Source organism: Herpetosiphon sp. NSE202 (genome assembly GCF_042688385.1).
Lineage (GTDB): Bacteria > Chloroflexota > Chloroflexia > Chloroflexales > Herpetosiphonaceae > Herpetosiphon.
This window is the reverse complement of record NZ_JBHUPY010000013.1, coordinates 272,195-290,078: the sequence shown is the minus strand read 5'-3', so window position 1 is coordinate 290,078 and position 17,884 is coordinate 272,195. Positions and strand designations below refer to the sequence as shown.

Annotated in this window: 18 protein-coding genes; 8 read left to right on the top strand and 10 right to left on the bottom strand. The window is 48.6% G+C overall.

What is annotated here, in order from left to right; all coding sequences use genetic code 11:
• Positions 1-146: 146 nt before the first annotated feature.
• The 5 genes from ACFMKP_RS17765 to ACFMKP_RS17745 form a co-directional block, all read right to left on the bottom strand.
• On the bottom strand, positions 147-2,255 hold the full coding sequence (locus tag ACFMKP_RS17765) for an EAL domain-containing protein (protein ID WP_382293683.1): 2,109 nt from the start codon (positions 2,253-2,255) through the stop codon (positions 147-149).
• Positions 2,256-2,268: 13 nt separating this feature from the next.
• A complete protein-coding gene (locus ACFMKP_RS17760) occupies positions 2,269-4,887 on the bottom strand; it encodes a histidine kinase dimerization/phosphoacceptor domain -containing protein (protein WP_382293681.1) in 2,619 nt (872 codons plus the stop codon).
• 127 nt (positions 4,888-5,014) lie between these two features.
• The gene (locus ACFMKP_RS17755) at positions 5,015-5,881 is read right to left on the bottom strand and encodes an alpha/beta fold hydrolase (protein WP_382293679.1); all 867 of its coding nucleotides are present in this window, start codon (positions 5,879-5,881) and stop codon (positions 5,015-5,017) included.
• A gap of 2 nt (positions 5,882-5,883) precedes the next feature.
• Positions 5,884-6,102: a hypothetical protein gene (locus ACFMKP_RS17750; RefSeq protein WP_382293677.1), complete on the bottom strand. Its 219-nt coding sequence runs from the start codon at positions 6,100-6,102 to the stop codon at positions 5,884-5,886.
• 11 nt (positions 6,103-6,113) lie between these two features.
• Complete coding sequence (locus ACFMKP_RS17745; RefSeq protein ID WP_382293675.1) at positions 6,114-6,305, bottom strand: hypothetical protein; 192 nt, start codon at positions 6,303-6,305, stop codon at positions 6,114-6,116.
• 139 nt (positions 6,306-6,444) lie between these two features.
• Here ACFMKP_RS17745 and ACFMKP_RS17740 point away from each other — a divergent pair, with 139 nt between their 5' ends.
• Positions 6,445-7,905 (top strand): protein kinase, encoded by a 1,461-nt coding sequence (locus ACFMKP_RS17740; RefSeq protein ID WP_382293673.1) that lies wholly within the window; start codon positions 6,445-6,447, stop codon positions 7,903-7,905.
• 24 nt (positions 7,906-7,929) lie between these two features.
• Entirely contained in the window at positions 7,930-8,970 is a 1,041-nt protein-coding gene (locus tag ACFMKP_RS17735; RefSeq protein ID WP_382293671.1) for a glycosyltransferase family 4 protein, read from the top strand.
• Positions 8,971-9,053: 83 nt separating this feature from the next.
• On the opposite strand, the gene ACFMKP_RS17730 is transcribed toward ACFMKP_RS17735, so the two are convergent.
• The 3 genes from ACFMKP_RS17730 to ACFMKP_RS17720 form a co-directional block, all read right to left on the bottom strand.
• Positions 9,054-9,467 carry a hypothetical protein gene (locus tag ACFMKP_RS17730; RefSeq protein ID WP_382293669.1) on the bottom strand — a complete coding sequence of 138 codons (414 nt, stop codon included), beginning with the start codon at positions 9,465-9,467 and terminating at the stop codon, positions 9,054-9,056.
• A 72-nt stretch (positions 9,468-9,539) separates the two neighbouring features.
• On the bottom strand, positions 9,540-9,686 hold the full coding sequence (locus ACFMKP_RS17725) for a hypothetical protein (RefSeq protein WP_382293667.1): 147 nt from the start codon (positions 9,684-9,686) through the stop codon (positions 9,540-9,542).
• A gap of 131 nt (positions 9,687-9,817) precedes the next feature.
• Positions 9,818-10,198 (bottom strand): hypothetical protein, encoded by a 381-nt coding sequence (locus ACFMKP_RS17720; protein WP_382293665.1) that lies wholly within the window; start codon positions 10,196-10,198, stop codon positions 9,818-9,820.
• A gap of 204 nt (positions 10,199-10,402) precedes the next feature.
• On the opposite strand from ACFMKP_RS17720, the gene ACFMKP_RS17715 reads away from it, so the two are divergent.
• Positions 10,403-10,615, top strand: coding sequence for a hypothetical protein (locus tag ACFMKP_RS17715; protein WP_382293664.1), 213 nt, complete (start codon positions 10,403-10,405; stop codon positions 10,613-10,615).
• Between the two features lie 219 nt (positions 10,616-10,834).
• On the opposite strand, the gene ACFMKP_RS17710 is transcribed toward ACFMKP_RS17715, so the two are convergent.
• Entirely contained in the window at positions 10,835-11,275 is a 441-nt protein-coding gene (locus ACFMKP_RS17710) for a YccF domain-containing protein (RefSeq protein WP_382293662.1), read from the bottom strand.
• 249 nt (positions 11,276-11,524) lie between these two features.
• Here ACFMKP_RS17710 and ACFMKP_RS17705 point away from each other — a divergent pair, with 249 nt between their 5' ends.
• The gene (locus ACFMKP_RS17705) at positions 11,525-12,199 is read left to right on the top strand and encodes a DUF4397 domain-containing protein (protein WP_382293660.1); all 675 of its coding nucleotides are present in this window, start codon (positions 11,525-11,527) and stop codon (positions 12,197-12,199) included.
• A 74-nt stretch (positions 12,200-12,273) separates the two neighbouring features.
• Here ACFMKP_RS17705 and acs read toward each other — a convergent pair whose 3' ends face one another.
• A complete protein-coding gene (gene acs, locus ACFMKP_RS17700) occupies positions 12,274-14,235 on the bottom strand; it encodes an acetate--CoA ligase (protein ID WP_382293658.1) in 1,962 nt (653 codons plus the stop codon).
• Between the two features lie 446 nt (positions 14,236-14,681).
• Here acs and ACFMKP_RS17695 point away from each other — a divergent pair, with 446 nt between their 5' ends.
• The 4 genes from ACFMKP_RS17695 (at position 14,682) to ACFMKP_RS17680 (ending at position 17,866) form a co-directional block, all read left to right on the top strand.
• Positions 14,682-15,938: a glycosyl hydrolase family 18 protein gene (locus ACFMKP_RS17695; protein ID WP_382293656.1), complete on the top strand. Its 1,257-nt coding sequence runs from the start codon at positions 14,682-14,684 to the stop codon at positions 15,936-15,938.
• A gap of 135 nt (positions 15,939-16,073) precedes the next feature.
• Entirely contained in the window at positions 16,074-17,081 is a 1,008-nt protein-coding gene (locus ACFMKP_RS17690; protein ID WP_382293655.1) for a hypothetical protein, read from the top strand.
• Positions 17,081-17,548: a hypothetical protein gene (locus ACFMKP_RS17685; RefSeq protein WP_382293653.1), complete on the top strand. Its 468-nt coding sequence runs from the start codon at positions 17,081-17,083 to the stop codon at positions 17,546-17,548. Before ACFMKP_RS17690 ends, ACFMKP_RS17685 begins: the two co-directional genes overlap by 1 nt.
• 24 nt (positions 17,549-17,572) lie before the next feature.
• Positions 17,573-17,866: a hypothetical protein gene (locus tag ACFMKP_RS17680; protein WP_382293651.1), complete on the top strand. Its 294-nt coding sequence runs from the start codon at positions 17,573-17,575 to the stop codon at positions 17,864-17,866.
• The last annotated feature ends 18 nt before the right edge of the window (positions 17,867-17,884 follow it).

Below are 17,884 nucleotides of genomic sequence, written 5' to 3'. Positions count from 1 at the left end.
GCATAAGCAAAATTCAACTTCTTTTTGTAGCAGCCAATCAATCATCAATCTGTGCAATTGCCGCCCAATATTACCGAATTGCTCCCCACTGAGAACTCAAACTACTACGCTGTTATATCAATATACCCTTTTGGATTGAAAATCTCCTATTGCGCAACGTTGGCGTTGAGCGGAACCATGACATGGCCTTGAGCAAAACGGCTAATTAACGCGTGGGCTTCTTCTGGCGGCAACGCCTTGGAATACCACCAGCCTTGGCCAAAATCACAGCCCATTTCAATCAACATCTGGGCAGTTTTGGCATCTTCCACGCCCTCGGCAACCACGGCACAACCCAACGAGCGCGCCATCAAGCTAATCAACTGGGCGATTGAATGATTGCTGGCCCCGCCGTCGGTGTGAATAAAAGCCCGATCAATCTTCAATACATCAATTGGCGCATTATGTAACAAATTAAGCGACGCATAGCCAGTGCCAAAATCATCAATATGCACCTGAACACCCAACTCACGTAGTTCGCGCATTACCTCAACCGCCCGATTGCTTTGCATCATCACGCCTTCGGTAATTTCGGCGCACAAATGGCGCGCAGGCATGCCAGTTTCAGCCAAAATAGTTTGCACTTGTTGAATTAAATTGGCCTGAAAAAATTGGCGATGGGTAAAATTAACGCTTAATTCCAAGGGCGGATGAAATTGAAACTCGGTTTGCCAAGCCCAAATTTGCTCGCACGATTCGCGCAACAGCTTCCAGCCAATTTGAGCCAAAATGCCGGTTTCCTCGGCAATCGCAAAAAATGAGGCTGGGCCAATTACGCCTTGGGTTGGGTGATTCCAACGCAATAAGGCCTCAAAGCCCGATAATTCGCCAGTCGCCAGCTTGATAATTGGCTGATAGTGCAAGCACAATTCGTTGCGTTCAACTGCACGCCGCAATTCAACCTCAACTTGCAAGGTGCGCAAGGCCTCAACATGCATTTCAGCATCAAACACTGCCCGACAACCACGGCCCTGCGATTTCGCCCGATACATTGCGCTATCCACGTCGCGCAGCACTTCGTGATAATGTTTATAATGATCGTCGATCACCACAATCCCAATGCTGGCCGCAGTAAACACTTTATAGCCATCAATATGATATGGCTCGGCAACCACAGTTAATAAACGATCGGTTATGCGCAACACATCGTGTAGATCATGAATTCCATCGAGCAAAATCGTAAATTCATCGCCACCTAAGCGCGCAACTAAATCATGTGAGCGAATACAACGCTCCAAGCGTTGGCCAACTTGAATTAATAATTTATCGCCAACAATATGACCTAAACTATCGTTGATAACTTTAAAACGATCAAGATCAATAAAGAGCACAGCGTGTTGATGTTGCAAATGATAATGATCAAGAATATATTGCAAGCGATTGATAAACACATTCCGATTCGATAAGCCTGTTAGAGCATCGTGCATTGCTTGGTGGCGAATGTGTTCTTCGGCAGCATCAAGATCGCGCATATCGCGCAATACCAACACAATTCCCGCAATTTTTTCATCTTCTTCGCGAATTTGCGAAATACTCGGCGCAACCATCAATTGCTCTTGATCATTCACCAACATTTGACGGGGCAATAAAAGATGATGATTTGGTTGCTGAATTAAGTATTCGAGATCAAATTGATAGATCATTTGGCTTTCACGATCAAGCAATTTCACGACATTGCCAATAAATTGCCCAACCAAGGCATCGTTGGGAACATGCAGTAAATTGCTCGCAGTTGGGTTAGCAAATTTGATCAAGCCAGCAGTATCGGTCGTAATAATTGCATCATCAACACTATTCAAGGTGCTTGAATACAACCGCTCCATCCGTCGCAAGCGCTGATCAACCCGATGGCGATATAAGCCCATCTCGATTGCGCTCAGCAAATCGCGATCTTCAAACGGCTTGACCAAGTAGGCATATGGCTCGGTCGCTTTGGCGCGACCCAAGGTTTCCGAATCGGAATAGGCGGTCAGGTAAATAATTGGTAGGCCATAGATTTTTTGCAGCTGTTCAGCAGTGCTAATTCCATCAAGCTTGCCTTGCAAATGAATATCCATCACCACCAAATCAGGGCATTGTTGGGCAATAAAATCCAGTGCATCTTCGCCACGGCTAAAACTGCCAATCACATTGTAGCCAGCCGCCCTGAGCGCCTGCTGCATATCCAAGGCCACAATCACTTCATCTTCAACTATCACAATACTTGCTTTACTCATTACGCAAAATCCTTTATTTATGTGGAATTGTTAACTTAAAGACTGTGCCAGAGGTTGAAAGTTGCTGGATTGTGGCCCCCAATTGCCGAATCAGGGCATGTACCAATTCAAGGCCCATGGAATTCGAGATTTGACGATCGGCTGGCAGCCCAATTCCATCATCGCCAATTTCAAGCTCAACATGCTGTTGATTACTGCTTCCTTTGAGCCAAATCGTGCCGCCTTCTCGCGCAAGAAAAGCATGTTTAAAACTGTTCGTCAAGAGTTCATTGATAATTAATCCTATTTGAATAGTTGTATCAGTATTAAGCGTAATTGGTTCAAGCATAACCTGAACCGCAATTGTGGGTCGATTGGTATGTGAACGGCGAAAAAATTGCACCAAGTGTTTTATATATTCAGCTAAATCAATCGAACGCAAATCTGATGAACGATAGAGTTGTTCGTGAACTAAAGCCATGGCATGAATGCGACTTTGGCTTTCCAAAAAGCGATCACGAGTAGCTACATCGGTAATCTGGCGAGCTTGCAAATTAAGCAAACTAGAAACAATTTGCAAATTATTTTTAACCCGATGATGAATTTCTTGCAGCAACACCATTTTTTCTTGTAACGATGCTTGCAATTGTTCACGCTGCAAATAAAGCTCGGTTACATCTTGCAAAGCAGATAAAACTGAAGTTGCATAGCCAGTTTCATCACTTTCGAAGACCGTATCATAGCTCACAATCCAATGCCATTGACCATCACGATGTTTAAACCGAAAGCGATTTTGAATAATCGTTCCTGGTTTTGAGTTATAGAGACTTGGCAGATAGGCATCAATTTCAAGTAAATCATCAGGATGAATTAAACTGCGTAAATCCATTTCTTCCATGCCAACCATTTCGTCTACTGCATAACCAAGCATTGATTTCAATGAACGATTGATATAAGTAACTTGATTAATTCGCACATCATACATATACACAATACATGGAATTGAATTATTAATTTGCTCAACTAAACGCTTACTTTCCTCCAACGATTGTTGCAGCTTACGACTTTCGGTAATATCTTCCAACACAAAACAAAACCGCTGATCAATTGGTGAGCTTGTAACAACTGGACTTAACGTTGCTTTATACATAATCGTTTGGTCAAACGGATCAATATAATCAAAATGTTCTGGTTGGCCTTTGGTGCGGCTGCGCTGAAAAAATTGAATCCAGCGATCAATATCAATGCGTGGAATTCCTAGCTCGCTCATCGTCATTTCGCAATAATCAGCTGCTAAGTGCCATTGTTTAATCGTCATGGTATTGGCAGCTAGCAAAACTAAATCGGCCTCGGGCGTAATTTCGACCACACCCATCATAACTGGCGTGCTTTCGTAAAAACTGCGTAATAGCGCTTGGCTTTCGACTAAGGCTTTTTCGGTAGCGCGCCGACGATCTAATTCACGATTCAGTTGTACGTTGGTTGTAGATAAGGCATTGGTGCGTTCTTCAACCTGTTCTTCTAAACGGCGCACCATTAACATTAATGCTTGCTCTTGTTCATGTAATTCAGTATATAAACGGGTTTGCTCAAGCGCTTCCACAAAACGAGTGCCAATATCACGCGCAATATCAAGATCTTCTTGCATAAATGGTAAATTGATGTGAGTACGCAATAAAGTCAATATACCAACTGGATGATCATTCCAGTATAAGCCTACAATCAAAACACTGTTGAGTTGATAGGCACCAAGCAGCGGCTGAAATTCACTGGTTTCTAAAATCGCTTGATGTTCGTAAATATTTAATGCGAGAGCTTGATTCGTCGTTAATACCTGATTACGTAATGAATCAGTAGCTACTTGATCGGCCCACTCTGCTGACATTCGATAAAGCTGCGTTCGATACTCCGCTTGTTGATGATAAAACATTTCTTGCTGAATATGGCTTGTTTCACCCATACTCAAAATTTGCAGCATACAACCATCGCTAAAATGCTCGCATAAATGCTTGCTTATCGCCAAAAGCATGCGATCCAAATTCAAGCCAGTATGCGCCAAAATATGCGACGATTCGCTCATCATATGCATACGTTGGTAGGCTTGCACCTCGTATTCGCGGGCATAACGCGCATCAAGGTGTAAACTGAGGTTGGCAAGCGCTTGAGCCAGCATGGTGTAAAGCGGATGCTGGCTCGGTGGGCTAGCCTCAACGACTTCTAGCAGCACAATGCCCCATAAACGACCATAGGCTTGGAGTGGAATCAGCCAAATCGGCGCAGCGCTCGGCGGTAAAAGCAAGCCAAATTCAGCAGGATTTGCCAAGCGTTGCGGCGTTTGTAAGGATTGGGCTACATTGAAATAATGGGTTTCGAGCCAAGCCAAACGAATTGATTGCGGTACTACTTGGTATAGTTCGTGCTGGCCAATTACGAAGCTCTGGAGTAAGGTTTTGGGATCGGTCGGCAGGAACAAGAGCCATGAGGTGAGGTTGCTCAACCACGGTTTGAAATAGGGCACAAGACTTTCGCATGCGAGGCTTTCATTGGCAATCCAGCTCACAAACTGGGTTAATGCGCTATTCCAAGCCGTCGCTTGCTGTTCAACGGGCAGCGTTGGTGATGGATCAGGATCAGATTGTTGTAGAAAACCCATACCAGCACCGCCTTTCATGATCAGCCAATTGGGCAAGGCAGATCATAACAAGGCTTCACAGGTTCGTCAGGATGACTAGTGTCTTATTTGCGGGGTAGACATCTGGTCTAGCGAAATCCACCATGGCCTACCCCTCGCCCCGTACAAATGGGATCAAGACGGCATTGACTTCGTTAGGAGCTTCTTGCTGCACCCAATGGCTAACATCAGTTAAATAGCGAATCCGCAGGTCGGTAGCATAGCGCTCAGTGCCATAGGTTAATTCTTGGCCCAGCGCCCCATCGGCAGTACCCCAAATCATTAAGGTTGGTGCATGCACCGAATGAGTGCTTAATTGATTTAAATGCTTCATTCCCTGCCGCACATACGCCCGATACCAATTGATCATCGCGGTTAATGCCCCAGGTTGGCTCCAAGCTTCGTGATAGGCTTGAATATCCTCGGCGCTAAATACGCCAGGCCGTTGCACAGCACCAGTCAAGGCTTTGGTCAACATCTCAAAATTATTGCGTTTGGCCAGCCATTCTGGAAACTTAGGCAGTTGAAACATAAAGATATACCACGAACGAAGCAGCTGACGCGGATTCGTCCAAAGATTTTTGATCATCAGCTTAGGATGCGGCAGATTCATCACTACCAAGCGCTCAACATAGCCGTGATAGCGCATGGCAAACGTCCACGCCACCGCCCCGCCCCAATCGTGGCCAACAATTGTCGCTCGTTCAAACCCCAAATGCTCGATTAATCCGCGCACATCATCAACTAAAAGATCGATTGTGTAGTGCTGCCATAACGCTGGTTTATCTGAAAGGTTGTAGCCCCGTTGATCGAGCGCAACCACGGTATGGGTTTCGGCCAAGGCTGGAATTTGATGCCGCCACGAATACCAAAACTCAGGAAAACCGTGTAAGAGCACGACCAATGGCCCGCTGCCGGCCCGCACATAATGCAAATTGAGGCCATTAATCAGGGCTGTTGCATGTTCAATCTGCATGCTTAATCCTCTTTTTGCAGCAATGCTTCACGGGCGTTCGCCGCTTTGGCGGCCAGCACCCGAAAAGCATATTCGGTTTCTTGATCGTTATGGAGATGGGCAGGTTTCATCAACAGGCCAGCCATCTGTTGCAAATGGGCCAATTCGGCAGGGTTTTTGGCTTCAATCGCTTGGGCAATAGCATCACGGACATGCTGTTGAATCAATTCAATTGTTAACATTTTTATGCTCCTTAGGCTTGAGTGGATTGAGCTAAGTGCGTAAAGCGTTGGGCATTGGCCGAATCGCCAGCTTGTTGAGCCAGCTCAGCCAAAAATTCGCACAAACGCTGCGTCTGCCGCAACTCAATTTGGCCGCCATCAAGCGTTTTGCGGGCAATCAGGGCTTCTGCATAATCGTAAATTTGATCAATTGATAGAGCCATTATCAACCTCCATAACCAATCAACTGTTAATCGGGCAACGCTGCCATCGTTGGAACTTCTGTGTTAGACTTGCAACAGTTGCCCACAGCATAGCGTAGCATACAACAGGGAAGGGTGCTGAGCCTAAGGAACCATCGATATGAGTATAGAAAACGAGCGAACGTTGTGTCCAATCTGTGGCACCGATAATCGCAATGATGCCAAATTCTGCCAACAATGTGGCAATAATATAGTTCTCAACAATCGCTACCGCATCACCCGTGCCATCAAAGAAGGCGGGATGGGAGCGGTTTATGCAGCAACCGATCAGAGCGGCAAACGCTATGCGCTCAAATCGTTGATCGATCGTTTCAACGATAAAGCCGAACGCGATGAGGCGATTGAACGCTTTAAAGAAGAAGCCTCGATTCTGCGCGAATTAAAGCACCCCCAAATTCCCCATGTCTATGGCGATTTTTTGCATGGCGGGCGCTATTACCTCGCGATGGATTTTGTCGAAGGCGACGATTTAGAAGATTTGCAGCGCCAACAACCCAACGAGCAATTTGATGAGCCAACTGTTTTGCGCTGGGCCGAGCAAATTGCCAATGTACTCGATTATTTGCACGAACGACGCTTGATTTACCGCGATGTTAAGCCCTCGAATATTATGATCGAGCGCAAAACTGGCAATGTAAAAGTTGTCGATTTTGGCATCGCCAAATTGTTTCAGCCCAACGAACGTGGCACGCTGATTGGCACACCTGGCTATTCGCCACCTGAGCAATATCAAGGCCAAGCCACGCCCCAATCGGATATTTACGCCTTGGGCGCAACCTTACATCATCTTTTAACTGGCCGCGACCCGCGTGATGAAGCGCCATTTTCCTTTCCATCAGTGCGCGACTTAGCACCCAAAGTTTCGGTCGCCACTGCCCAAGCGATCAGCGTAGCCTTGGAGATGGAAATTAGCAAGCGTTGGAAGAGCGCGGCGGCCTTTCGCGCAGCCTTGCCCTTGGAATCGTTGCATAAGCCCAAGCCCAAGCCCAAACCACAGCCAACCGTCATTCTGGAGCAAAAACCACAAAAACCAGCCATGGCCGCCAGCGTTGGCGCAATTCCGCAACCGCAAAAAGCTGCCCCAACCAGCAGCACCAAGCCCAAACCAAAGGCCAAAAGCCAACCCTTGCCCACTAAGCCAAATACCAAACCAAATGCCAAACCCCAAAAGCGCTTCCGCCCATGGATTCCGCTGTTGACCTTGCTGGTTGTGGGAGCGTTGTTGGCGCTCGGCATCCCTGGAATGGATCAAAAGATCCTCAATTTGTTCAATTCAAGCCCAACCGCCAGCGTCACGCCAATTCCACAAGCAGCTAGCAATCGCTGGATTGAGAAAAATATTGTAGTGAGTGTTGCCGAAGGCACACCCGATACAGAGATTGCCAACCAACTCAAGCAGCAATATCGCCAAGCAATAGTTGCCGAATTTAGCAATGCTGCTAAAATCAACGAGGCATCGTTGACCTTTGTGGGCGGAAATCCACGCAATATTGGCACCGATGCTAGTGGCATCCGCTATGAAGTGACGATTCGAGCCTCGGTTGCCATTCCTAGGCCCTAAGCCGCAATAGGAATTAGAGACATTATGTTAAAGCCACTGTACATCTCGCCGCTCGGCAAGGGCGGCGTTGATATTGGCATTCAAAATATCACCCGTGCCATGCAACGGGCTGGCCATCAGCCAAGCTTACGCCGTTTATCGCACCTGTTTAATTTCGCTCCCATGGCTGCAAAATTAGCCTTAGGCCGCAATTGGTGGCAAGGCCATGATTTGGTTCAAGGGCGTTCGCGTTGCGCTTGGGCCTTGCGCGCACCAGGTTTGCCGCTCGTGACTACTATGCATCACATTGTGACTGACCCTTTGCTGCAACCCTACAGCTCGCCGCAACAACGCTTGTTCTATCGCTTGGTCGAAAAAACTTACGATGGCTTGTCGGTGCGTTTGGCCGATGAGGTAATCTGCGTCAGCCGCTACACGCAGGAGCAAACCCGCCGCACCTACGGCGACCGCCCAACAACCGTGATTTACGATGGAATTGACACCGAAGCCTTTACCCCAGCACCCGATTTTGAGCGCACCAATGATCTGCCTGAGCATCCAGCGCCAATTCGTTTGCTGTTTGTAGGCAATCGCACGCGGCGCAAAGGCTTTGATCTGTTGCCAAAAATTATGGACCAACTTGGGCCGCAGTATGTGTTGTATTACACCGAATCATTTCAAGGCGTGCAAGCAGCGCCGCCACATCCGCAAATGGTGCGCATCGGCACGCCCGACCGCGATGGCTTAATCGCTGCCTATCGTTCGTGCGATATGCTGCTCTTTCCAGCGCGGGTTGAAGGCTTTGGCATCGTCGCAGCAGAGGCAGGAGCTTGCGGCAGACCTGTCGTCACCACCAACGCCTCGGCCTTGCCCGAAGTCGTCAACCATGGCGAAACTGGCTTACTCTGCGAATTGGATAACGTCCAAGCGTTTGTTCAAGCAATTCAGGAGCTGGGCGAAGACCCAACCCGCCGCTTACAGATGGGCCAAGCAGCACGCGAACGTGTAGTCAGCAATTTTGGCTATGCTGTGCTAGCCCGTGAGCTAGAGGCCGTCTATCGCCGCGCCTTATTTGGCGCAAATTAACTACTTGATCAGCAATAAACTAATAGTGGGCAACAAAAAAGCAGTAGTTTTGCGCTACTGCTTTCAATTTAATCTTGCGCAGCTTATTTGTTTGGCGCAAACCATGCCCGCGTTTTATCACGCGATAAATACCACATAATTAACATTGTCAGCAAAGCAGCAATAATCGTCCATAGGGTTATTTGCTCGGCAAAAAACCGCATATAGATGCCATAGCAAACCAAAATAATAGCTTCAACAATGACTGCCCACTTGCGTGCTTTCTCGCGCAAATTAAACAAACCTTGTGCAATTTTGAAATGGAAAACCGTAGCAACCCCAAAAAACGGCAGCATAACCACTATTGGGCCTAAATATTGATACTCCATATCTAAAAGTCGCAACCCATAAATAAACATCATCATTCCTGCCAAAGCCCCGCGAGCCGCAAACATAAAACCAATTAATACTAATCCCAGCGGCTTCTTACCATAGCGTATTTGTTGAATCTGTTGCATAACTACCATTCCTTAGTGAGGTAACGTTTTAATCTCAGTGCGATAAATATGATTAGGCTTCGTAGAAATAATCTAAGGTTTCGGTACGACGTAAATACCAAATAACCGCAACGCAGCAATGCCGGCACACGCCAACAATAACAGCAATGGAATAAAGAAGGTATCACTGCGCCAAGACTGTAGCTCCAAGCCCATGATCACCGTGACTGCTGCCATCATTAGCATTCCTAAACCGTAGCGAATACCAACTATTTTCAGGCCAAGTGGGGCGGACAATTTGGTTTGCGGGAACCTTATACATACTCTCTCCTGTCGGTAAAAATATTCGTCGATAGATACGTGGAAGCTGGTTAATGGTTGCACAAATCTATAATCTCATTGCGGGTCAGATACCAAAGGCTGATAATCGCCAACCCAAAATCCACGAGGCCTAAAAGTGTCCAGCCTACGAAAAAGCTCAGCCCATAGGCAACAATCCGCAACGATTCAAACAACACTGCCGTGCGCCGTGCTTCGGCTTTTTGCAGGATTAAGTGCTTGCCAACCCACCCAAAGAGCCATGCTATCGCCCCAAACACCAGCCAAATAAATAATTGGGTGCCGAAATCAGCACTGGAAAACTCAGTAATGGTTTTATAAACAATCATCGCAGCAGTCAGATAATAGCGCCAGCCAATTAATTTAAGCCCCAAAGGCACTGCATTTGAGGTTAAATGGTCGAGTTGCATCATAATCCTCACACTCTTTTACTACCAGACTATACGCCGCCCATGAGTTTTAGTTACTCAAGAGTTGTTCAGTAGATCGTTGCTGCATACTTTGGGCCTTACCATTAAACGAGGTATGCGCAATAATAAGTTGGACTATCAGTGCCGGATTAAGAGCTAATCAGCTATTTGGGAAATTTGTTTACTGATGATCGAAGGAGCTATTCAATGCACTATGAAATTGTCGTTCGGGCCGAAGCTGGCCAATTTCGCGCAATCTGTCCGCAAATTGCGGGAGTTGTTGGCTATGGGGTAAGTGCAGGCGCGGCGCTTGATGCAGCACTGGCAGCATTACAAAGCTATTGCCTGCAACACAATTTGCCCACGCCACAGCTTGAGGTGACGCGGGCAAATCTCAAAACATTGGTTGGGCGAGCGTAGCAGCTAGCATAAATTGGCAAGCAACGGCATGCCCTCACCCCCAGCCCCTCTCCCACTGAAACGCGGGAGAGGGGAGCCGAACGTTTCTTCATCCATCGCACCAGAACTACGATCTAAGTCCTTCACCCGAGCCACGGCTGAGGAGCTTAGATCGTGGTTAACGTGATATAACATTACAACTCGCCCCTAGCCCCTAACAACTGCTCCCTTTCCGTAGGCTTAGCCAAGAGTTGTAATTGCAGGCACGCGATTGAACATCCAAAAGGCAATTGGCAGGCCCAAGCCAAACGTAAAGCCAGCAATCGCCCATGCAGTGCCCAACCAAAGGCCGCTCAGCCACCAACCAACCAGCACAAAGTAAATGGCGCGCACAATAAACGCTTGTTGTGGGCGACCATTCGCAATCACAACCTGACCATTTGCAACCACAATCAGCGGCATATTAGCAGGGTTTGGGCGCAAGGTCATCATTTGGGGCAGCCGATTGAGCAACATCAAACCCAACGGCAAGCCAATCACGCTAACGATCAGAAACCAAGCCAGCCCTGTCACCAATGCACCCAACCACAAACCCACACAAATAAACCAGATGCCGCGAATCAGACAGCCCGGCCCAGTATTACCATTGTGGATAATTACGGTTGGTGGTTGATAGTTCATTGCGATTCCCTTTCTAACTCAAAATGCTTGGACGTAGCATAGCGCATAGATAGCTGCACAAATGTGGATGATCGAAGTTTAATTCAAGCAATTTTTGCCAATTTTGCAAAATTGCTCAAATTTTGACATCTTCGATACATCCATTCAAAACCAGGTCGCGTAGAACAAGACAATAGCGCTATAACGAGTTGAGATGGGCCAAGGTAAAAACAGTTTCCTTGAAGATTGTTGTTTTTGGAGGATTCTCGAATGTTACGACGATGTATGGTTATCGCGTTGGCACTGTTGGCAATTCTTGGCGTAAGCACCCCACAAGCAACCAAAGCTGCGACGATGAACTATGTTCGGGTTATGCACGCCTCACCGGATGCACCAGCGGTCGATATTTTTGTCGATGGCAAAGCGGTGTTAACCAGCGTACCATTCTTTGCACTCAGCGGCCAATTGGCGTTACCAGATGGAACCTATACAATTGATATTGCTCCAGCTGGCGCAGGTGTTGCAGCTTCAGTATTTGAAACCAAATTAACAGTTGAAGGTGGCTATACTGGTACGGTTGCAGCAGTTGGTAGCTTGGGTTTGGGCAATTTTGATGTCAACGTGTATGATGATGATTTCTCGATGACAAAACCAGGCATGAGCCGCGTGCGGGTTATTCACGGCTCACCAGATGCACCAGCCGTCGATATTAAAATTGCAGGCACGCAAAATATCGTTGTCAAAGGCGCTAAATTCGGCGATGCAGCTACCTTAGAAGTGCCAGCTGGCAGCTATAGCTTTGATATTAGCCCAGCAGGCAGTTCAACTGTCTTGCTTACCACGCCAGCCTTGCGCTTTGAATCAGGTTGGGGCTATAGCTTGGTCGCAAGCGGCTTTGCTAGCAAAAACTTCTGGGTTCAATCACGCGTCGATATGGTGAAATAAGCCTTCAGCGGGGTTCCTACCAACACACACATAAGCCAGCCCGTGATCAGCTTGATCACGGGCTGGCTTATTTTTTATTGTTCGAGGGTGCTTAAATCGCCTTCGGGCAGGCCCAAGGCACGGGCTTTGAGCACGCGGCGCATAATCTTGCCTGAGCGGGTTTTGGGCAAGCTGGCCACGAATTGCACATTTTCGGGCCGCGCAATTGGCCCCATCATCTTGCCAACGTGGGCAATCAAGGTATCTTCGAGATCTTGGTTGGCTTCATAGCCATTTTTGAGAATCACATAGGTGTGGATGGCGTTGCCCTTAACTTCGTGTGGCAGGCCAATCGCAGCAGCTTCGACCACTGCTGGATGCGAAACTAAGGCCGATTCGACTTCAGCAGTGCCCAGCCGATAGCCTGAAACCTTGATCACATCGTCGATCCGACCAATGACCCAGAAATAGCCATCTTCATCTTTGCGCGCAGAATCGCCAGCAGTGTATACGCCTGGAATGCGGCTCCAATATTGTTCGATATAGCGATCAGGATTGTTGTAGATGGTGCGCAACATCGAAGGCCATGGATTGCGAATAATCAACAAGCCATCTTCATCATCGCTGGCATGCTCGCCTTGTTCGTTGACCACATCAGCATCGATGCCAAACGATGAACGGGTGCCCGAGCCTGGCTTGAGTGGCGTGGTTGGATTGGGCGTAATCATCATACTGCCGGTTTCAGTTTGCCACCAAGTATCCATAATTGGGCAATTGTTGCGGCCAATTACCCGATGATACCAGCGCCATGCTTCGGGATTAATCGGCTCGCCAACCGAACCAAGCAAACGCAACGAACTCAGATCATGACGATTCGGCCAAGCCTCGCCGAAGCGCATCAAGCCGCGAATCGCAGTTGGCGCGGTGTAGAGTACGGTCACGCCATAGCGCTCAACGATATTCCACCAGCGATTGGGGAAGGGAAAGGTTGGCGCGCCTTCATACATCACTTGGGTTGCCCCAAGCATCAGCGGGCCATAAACAATGTAGGAGTGGCCAGTCACCCAACCAGGATCAGCGGCACACCAATAGACATCATCTTCTTTTATGTCAAGATTAAAGTGGAGCGTCGTTGCAACCCCAACTTGATAGCCACCATGGGTATGCACCAAGCCTTTAGGTGTGCCGGTCGTACCTGAGGTATAGAGCATATACAAGGGATGTTCTGCATCAAGTTGCTCGGTTTCGCATTTGGGCGAGGCGATTGGCAGCGCCATCAATTCCTCGTACCACAAATCGCGGCCTTGCTGCATTTCGACCTCGTGGCCAGTGCGTTTGACCACAATCACAATTTCGACAACTGGCGAGTGCTTAATCGCATCGTCGGTTATCTTCTTCAGCTCAATAACTTTGCCGTTCATATAGCCGCCGTCGGCAGTAATCACCACCCGCGATTGAGCATCTTGGATGCGGGTTTGCAGCGCTTCGACGCTAAAACCACCATAGACGACACTATGCATTGCACCAATTTTGGCACATGCCAGCATTGCAATCACAATTTCGGGAATCCGTGGCAGATAAATTGTGACGGTATCGCCTTTTTTAACGCCCATTGATTTGAGCACATTGGCAAATTTGTTAACGCGCTTGAACAATTGCCAATAGCTATAGGTTTTATTGTCACCCTTTTCGCTTTCCCAAATCAAGGCCAACTTGTTTTTGCGCCAAGTTTTAACGTGGCGATCAAGCGCATTGTGCACGATGTTGATTTTGCCATCGTTGAACCATTGATAGAAGGGCGCTTTGCTATCGTCGAGCACCTTGCTAAACGGCACATACCAATCGACAAGGCGAGTTGCCATGTCGGCCCAGAATTCCTGATAGTTATCAATCGACCATTGACGCATAGCTTCGGCATCGGCGAAGCCCTTTTCGCGGGCATAGGCCATCACGTTCGAGTTTTCAACTAAGGCAGCAGGTGGGTAGTAGAGTGCTGATTCAGCGGCGTTGCTTGCCGAAAATTGCCCAACAGTGGTTGGTGCAGCATTCTCAGTCATTGAGATGCCTCCTAATTATTACTCACAAGCGGCGGGACAAGTGCGAGGTCTGGCTCAATTGTAGCCTTGATGATCGGTTCGTGTCAAAACGGACGAGGGTTCAGGGCTATTGGCTTTGGGCTATTGGCTATTGGTACATGCGGTTAACCACCGCCTGATGCCCTCACCCCCTAGCCCCCTCTCCCGCCAGCGAGGCGAGGGGGAACCGCTGAATCAGGGCTCCCCTCGCCCGCGTTCAGTGGGCGAGGGGCTGGGGGTGAGGGCATGTCCTTAGTTGCCAATCCAATGTACCATTACAGCTATGTTCTATGTTCTTCTGCCTTTTGCCTTTTGAATTTTGACTTCTGACTTCTGCCTTTAATCTAGCTTTTCTTGGAAAGCCATGTTTAATCGGTTATACTTTGGTTGGTCTTTTGCTAAGCATTTCTTTGATCGAGTGAATTGTTATGTTTCGTCATCTTTTTCGTGGGGCAGTGGCAATCGGGATTTTGGTTTGGATCGTCTTTCTCTGGCAGTTTATTGATTTACGAATCAAACATAACCGCGCCGCCGATGCCGCCGCCCAAGCCCTGCTACCCCGCCCAACATCAACCGCCCTGCCGATGCCGACCTTCGTTGCGCCAACCTTGCAGCCGTTGCCAAACACGGTTGCCGATGGCCAAGGTGGCTCTGAGCTGCCTGCGAGCGCCAACGATGTACGCGGCGTGCACCCCAAAACTGGCCGCTATGTCGCTGCTTGGCTGCCAACCTCGTTTGATGCAGAAGCAGCCCGCGCTACCTTCGAGGCCAATAAAGATATTCTCGATGAGGTCAGCCCGTTTTGGTATGGCGTGCGACCTGATGGCACGCTGATCGCCGATGTTGGCTCGCGCGATGCAGAATTGGTGCAAATTGCCAAAGAAAATAATGTGCTGATCATTCCAACCATTCATAATATTGAAGATTTGGAAGCTGCATCGGTGGCCTTGGCTACGCCAGAAAGTCGCACCAACCACATCAAAATTATTATGGAAGAAGTGCGGACCTATGGCTACGATGGCATCGACATTGATTATGAATCGCTTTCGCTTGATTATGAAGATGAATTTACTGCCTTTATGACTGAATTGGGCGCAGCGCTGCATGCAGAAAATAAATTGCTGACCGTGGCTGTGCATGCCCACACAGGCCGCCCCGATTACCAAAATTATGCTGATTTGGGCAAAGTGGTCGATCGCTTGCGGATTATGACCTACGATTATAGCTGGCGTGGCTCAGAACCAGGCCCAATTGCGCCGATGTTCTGGGTCAAAGCAGTCGCCGAATATGCCAAAACCCAAGTCGACCCCAGCAAGATTCAAATTGGCATTTCGTTTTATGCCTACGATTGGCCAAATAATGGCGGCTTTGGCATTGCGCGCACCTATACCGAGGTCGAAGAAATTAAGGCAGCCTACCAGCCCCAAATTCGCTTGGTCGAAGAAGATGGCGGCCAGCAAGTGCAAGAATCAACATTTAGCTACGCTGGACGAACGGTCTGGTTTTCGAATTATCGTTCGCTGACCGCCAAAATGGAAATGATTCGCGAAAACGATTTAGCTGGGATTGCAATTTGGCGCTTGGGCAGCGAAGATCCCCAAAACTGGACTTACATTCGCGAATCGTTAAAGCAAGATCCGTTGATCGTGCAACGCTCAATCAATCGCTATATTCCAGGCCATTAAGCAAAGGATGAAGGATGAGCTATGAAGGATGAAACATTCGGTTAAGCTTATTACTTCTGCATCATTTCTCAATCTATTAATCTTGAAGGATAAAGTTCATCCCTCATACTTCATCCTTCATCCCTACAGAGGATTATGGAACAAGGCATTACAACCTACAGTGTTGAGGCGCAGCGCTTGTATGAGCGTGGTTTGGCGGCGGCGCGCGGCGGTCAACGCCGGATTGCTGCTGGTTTGTTGACCAAGGCAGTTCAGCTTGACCCACGTCATGAGCAGGCATGGCTTTGGCTGAGCGGGGTGCTCGACGAGCAGCGTGATGTAGAATTTTGTTTGCAATCGGCGCTCAAAATCAACCCCGACAATCAACAAGCCCGCAAAGGCTTAGCCTGGATTCAGCAACAACAGCAAACCAAAGCTGCCAGCATTACCACACCCAAGCCACCAAGCGCCTTGCAGCAAATTAGCATTCCCACCGTCGAGGAGCGAGCGGCAGAAGCGGCTCCGGCGGTTGAAAAAGCTTGGTGGCAAGAATGGCGCGATTCTGAACGCAGCGGCAAAGTCGTCCGGGTAGCGTCCTTGGTTGCCTTAATTTTGGCAATTAGCTTTACTGGGGTGATGCTGGCAATGGCTAAAGCTCAGCCCTTGCCAGAAGTTACGCCAATTCTCGCACTAGCCAACCCCAATCAGCCTGATGCACAGGCGGTGGTTGCGGCCTCGGAAATTAATCAAGCAGAGCTGTTGCGTTATTTGAGCCAAGTTGGCGAAATTCGCCAGCACCTCGATCAAGCAGCGACCAGCTATCGCGAAACCAGCGATCGATCGACTGTGGCAACCGAGCAAATTGAGGCCGCCAAACGCTATCGCGATGTTGTGCGCCAAGCCTACACCGATTTGGAGCGCATCAAAGCGCCCGCTATTTTGGCCGAAATTCACGACGAATACAAACAAGGCCTGCAATTAGAACAAGCTGCGTTTGATGATATTTTGGAATACTATACCAACTATAACGTGGCAATTGCTAACCGCGCTGCCTTGCGCTTGCAAGAGGCCGATGGCCATTTGCAACGGGCGATTGGTGGGCTTGATGCCTACAACCAAGAGCTGAGCAACCCGCAGCGCGGCGATAGTTTTGGAGAACGCTAATGAGTTTACTCGCGGTTGATTTAGGCATTCGCACCGGATTTGCATGCTACAACCGCGAAGGCAAACTGGTGTGGTATCGTTCGCATAACTATGGTTCGTTGGCACGTTTGCGCAAAGGCAGCAGTGGCCAATTGGCCGAAATTAGCGATTTAAGCGTGTTGGTGCTTGAAGGCGGCGGCCAAATTGCTGATGTTTGGGAGCGCGAAGCTACCCGCCGTGACCTAGAGTTGATCCGTACAAGTGCTGAGGTCTGGCGCGCCACCTTGTTATATGCTCGTGAGCAACGCACTGGAGAGCAAGCCAAAGCCGTTGCCGATGAACTAGCCCGCCGCGTTATCGAATGGTCGGATGCACCACGCCCCACCTCATTGCGCCACGATGCAGCCGAAGCTATTCTGTTAGGTTTATGGGCAGTAGTTCAGCTTGGTTGGCTTGCGGCAATTCCGCCCGAAGTGCGCCGACGCTAATTTTTTGCGAAGGAGTCGCCAACCTTGAGCGAACCAATCGAGCCAGAAGCATTTGATTTGGAAGCGAACGAAGAACCATCCCCACGCAAACTTAACGCCGTCGAAGCCGAAGCCTTCGATTATTCTGTCAGCAAAGCGGGCAAAGTTTTTATTAGCTGGTATGGCAAACAAGTGATGATTTTGAGCGGACCCAAAGCCCAGCGTTTTCTCGCCAACATCGCCAACCTTGAAGGCGAGGCCGCCCAGCTGGTGATGGCCAAAATTACTGGCAACTTCAAACGTGGCAACGAACGCCTCGCCAAAGAAAAATCACGCTAAGTTTGTTAGTCAATTGCA

Coding starts and splice junctions, on each gene's coding strand:
- ACFMKP_RS17695 (WP_382293656.1), top strand. CDS start 14,682: ATGTTTCGTCATCTTTTTCGTGGGGCAGTGGCAATCGGGATTTTGGTT.
- ACFMKP_RS17765 (WP_382293683.1), bottom strand. CDS start 2,255: ATGAGTAAAGCAAGTATTGTGATAGTTGAAGATGAAGTGATTGTGGCC.
- ACFMKP_RS17705 (WP_382293660.1), top strand. CDS start 11,525: ATGTTACGACGATGTATGGTTATCGCGTTGGCACTGTTGGCAATTCTT.
- ACFMKP_RS17735 (WP_382293671.1), top strand. CDS start 7,930: ATGTTAAAGCCACTGTACATCTCGCCGCTCGGCAAGGGCGGCGTTGAT.
- acs (WP_382293658.1), bottom strand. CDS start 14,235: ATGACTGAGAATGCTGCACCAACCACTGTTGGGCAATTTTCGGCAAGC.
- ACFMKP_RS17745 (WP_382293675.1), bottom strand. CDS start 6,305: ATGGCTCTATCAATTGATCAAATTTACGATTATGCAGAAGCCCTGATT.
- ACFMKP_RS17730 (WP_382293669.1), bottom strand. CDS start 9,467: ATGCAACAGATTCAACAAATACGCTATGGTAAGAAGCCGCTGGGATTA.
- ACFMKP_RS17685 (WP_382293653.1), top strand. CDS start 17,081: ATGAGTTTACTCGCGGTTGATTTAGGCATTCGCACCGGATTTGCATGC.
- ACFMKP_RS17725 (WP_382293667.1), bottom strand. CDS start 9,686: ATGATGGCAGCAGTCACGGTGATCATGGGCTTGGAGCTACAGTCTTGG.
- ACFMKP_RS17710 (WP_382293662.1), bottom strand. CDS start 11,275: ATGAACTATCAACCACCAACCGTAATTATCCACAATGGTAATACTGGG.
- ACFMKP_RS17740 (WP_382293673.1), top strand. CDS start 6,445: ATGAGTATAGAAAACGAGCGAACGTTGTGTCCAATCTGTGGCACCGAT.
- ACFMKP_RS17690 (WP_382293655.1), top strand. CDS start 16,074: ATGGAACAAGGCATTACAACCTACAGTGTTGAGGCGCAGCGCTTGTAT.
- ACFMKP_RS17750 (WP_382293677.1), bottom strand. CDS start 6,102: ATGTTAACAATTGAATTGATTCAACAGCATGTCCGTGATGCTATTGCC.
- ACFMKP_RS17715 (WP_382293664.1), top strand. CDS start 10,403: ATGCACTATGAAATTGTCGTTCGGGCCGAAGCTGGCCAATTTCGCGCA.
- ACFMKP_RS17760 (WP_382293681.1), bottom strand. CDS start 4,887: ATGGGTTTTCTACAACAATCTGATCCTGATCCATCACCAACGCTGCCC.
- ACFMKP_RS17720 (WP_382293665.1), bottom strand. CDS start 10,198: ATGATGCAACTCGACCATTTAACCTCAAATGCAGTGCCTTTGGGGCTT.
- ACFMKP_RS17755 (WP_382293679.1), bottom strand. CDS start 5,881: ATGCAGATTGAACATGCAACAGCCCTGATTAATGGCCTCAATTTGCAT.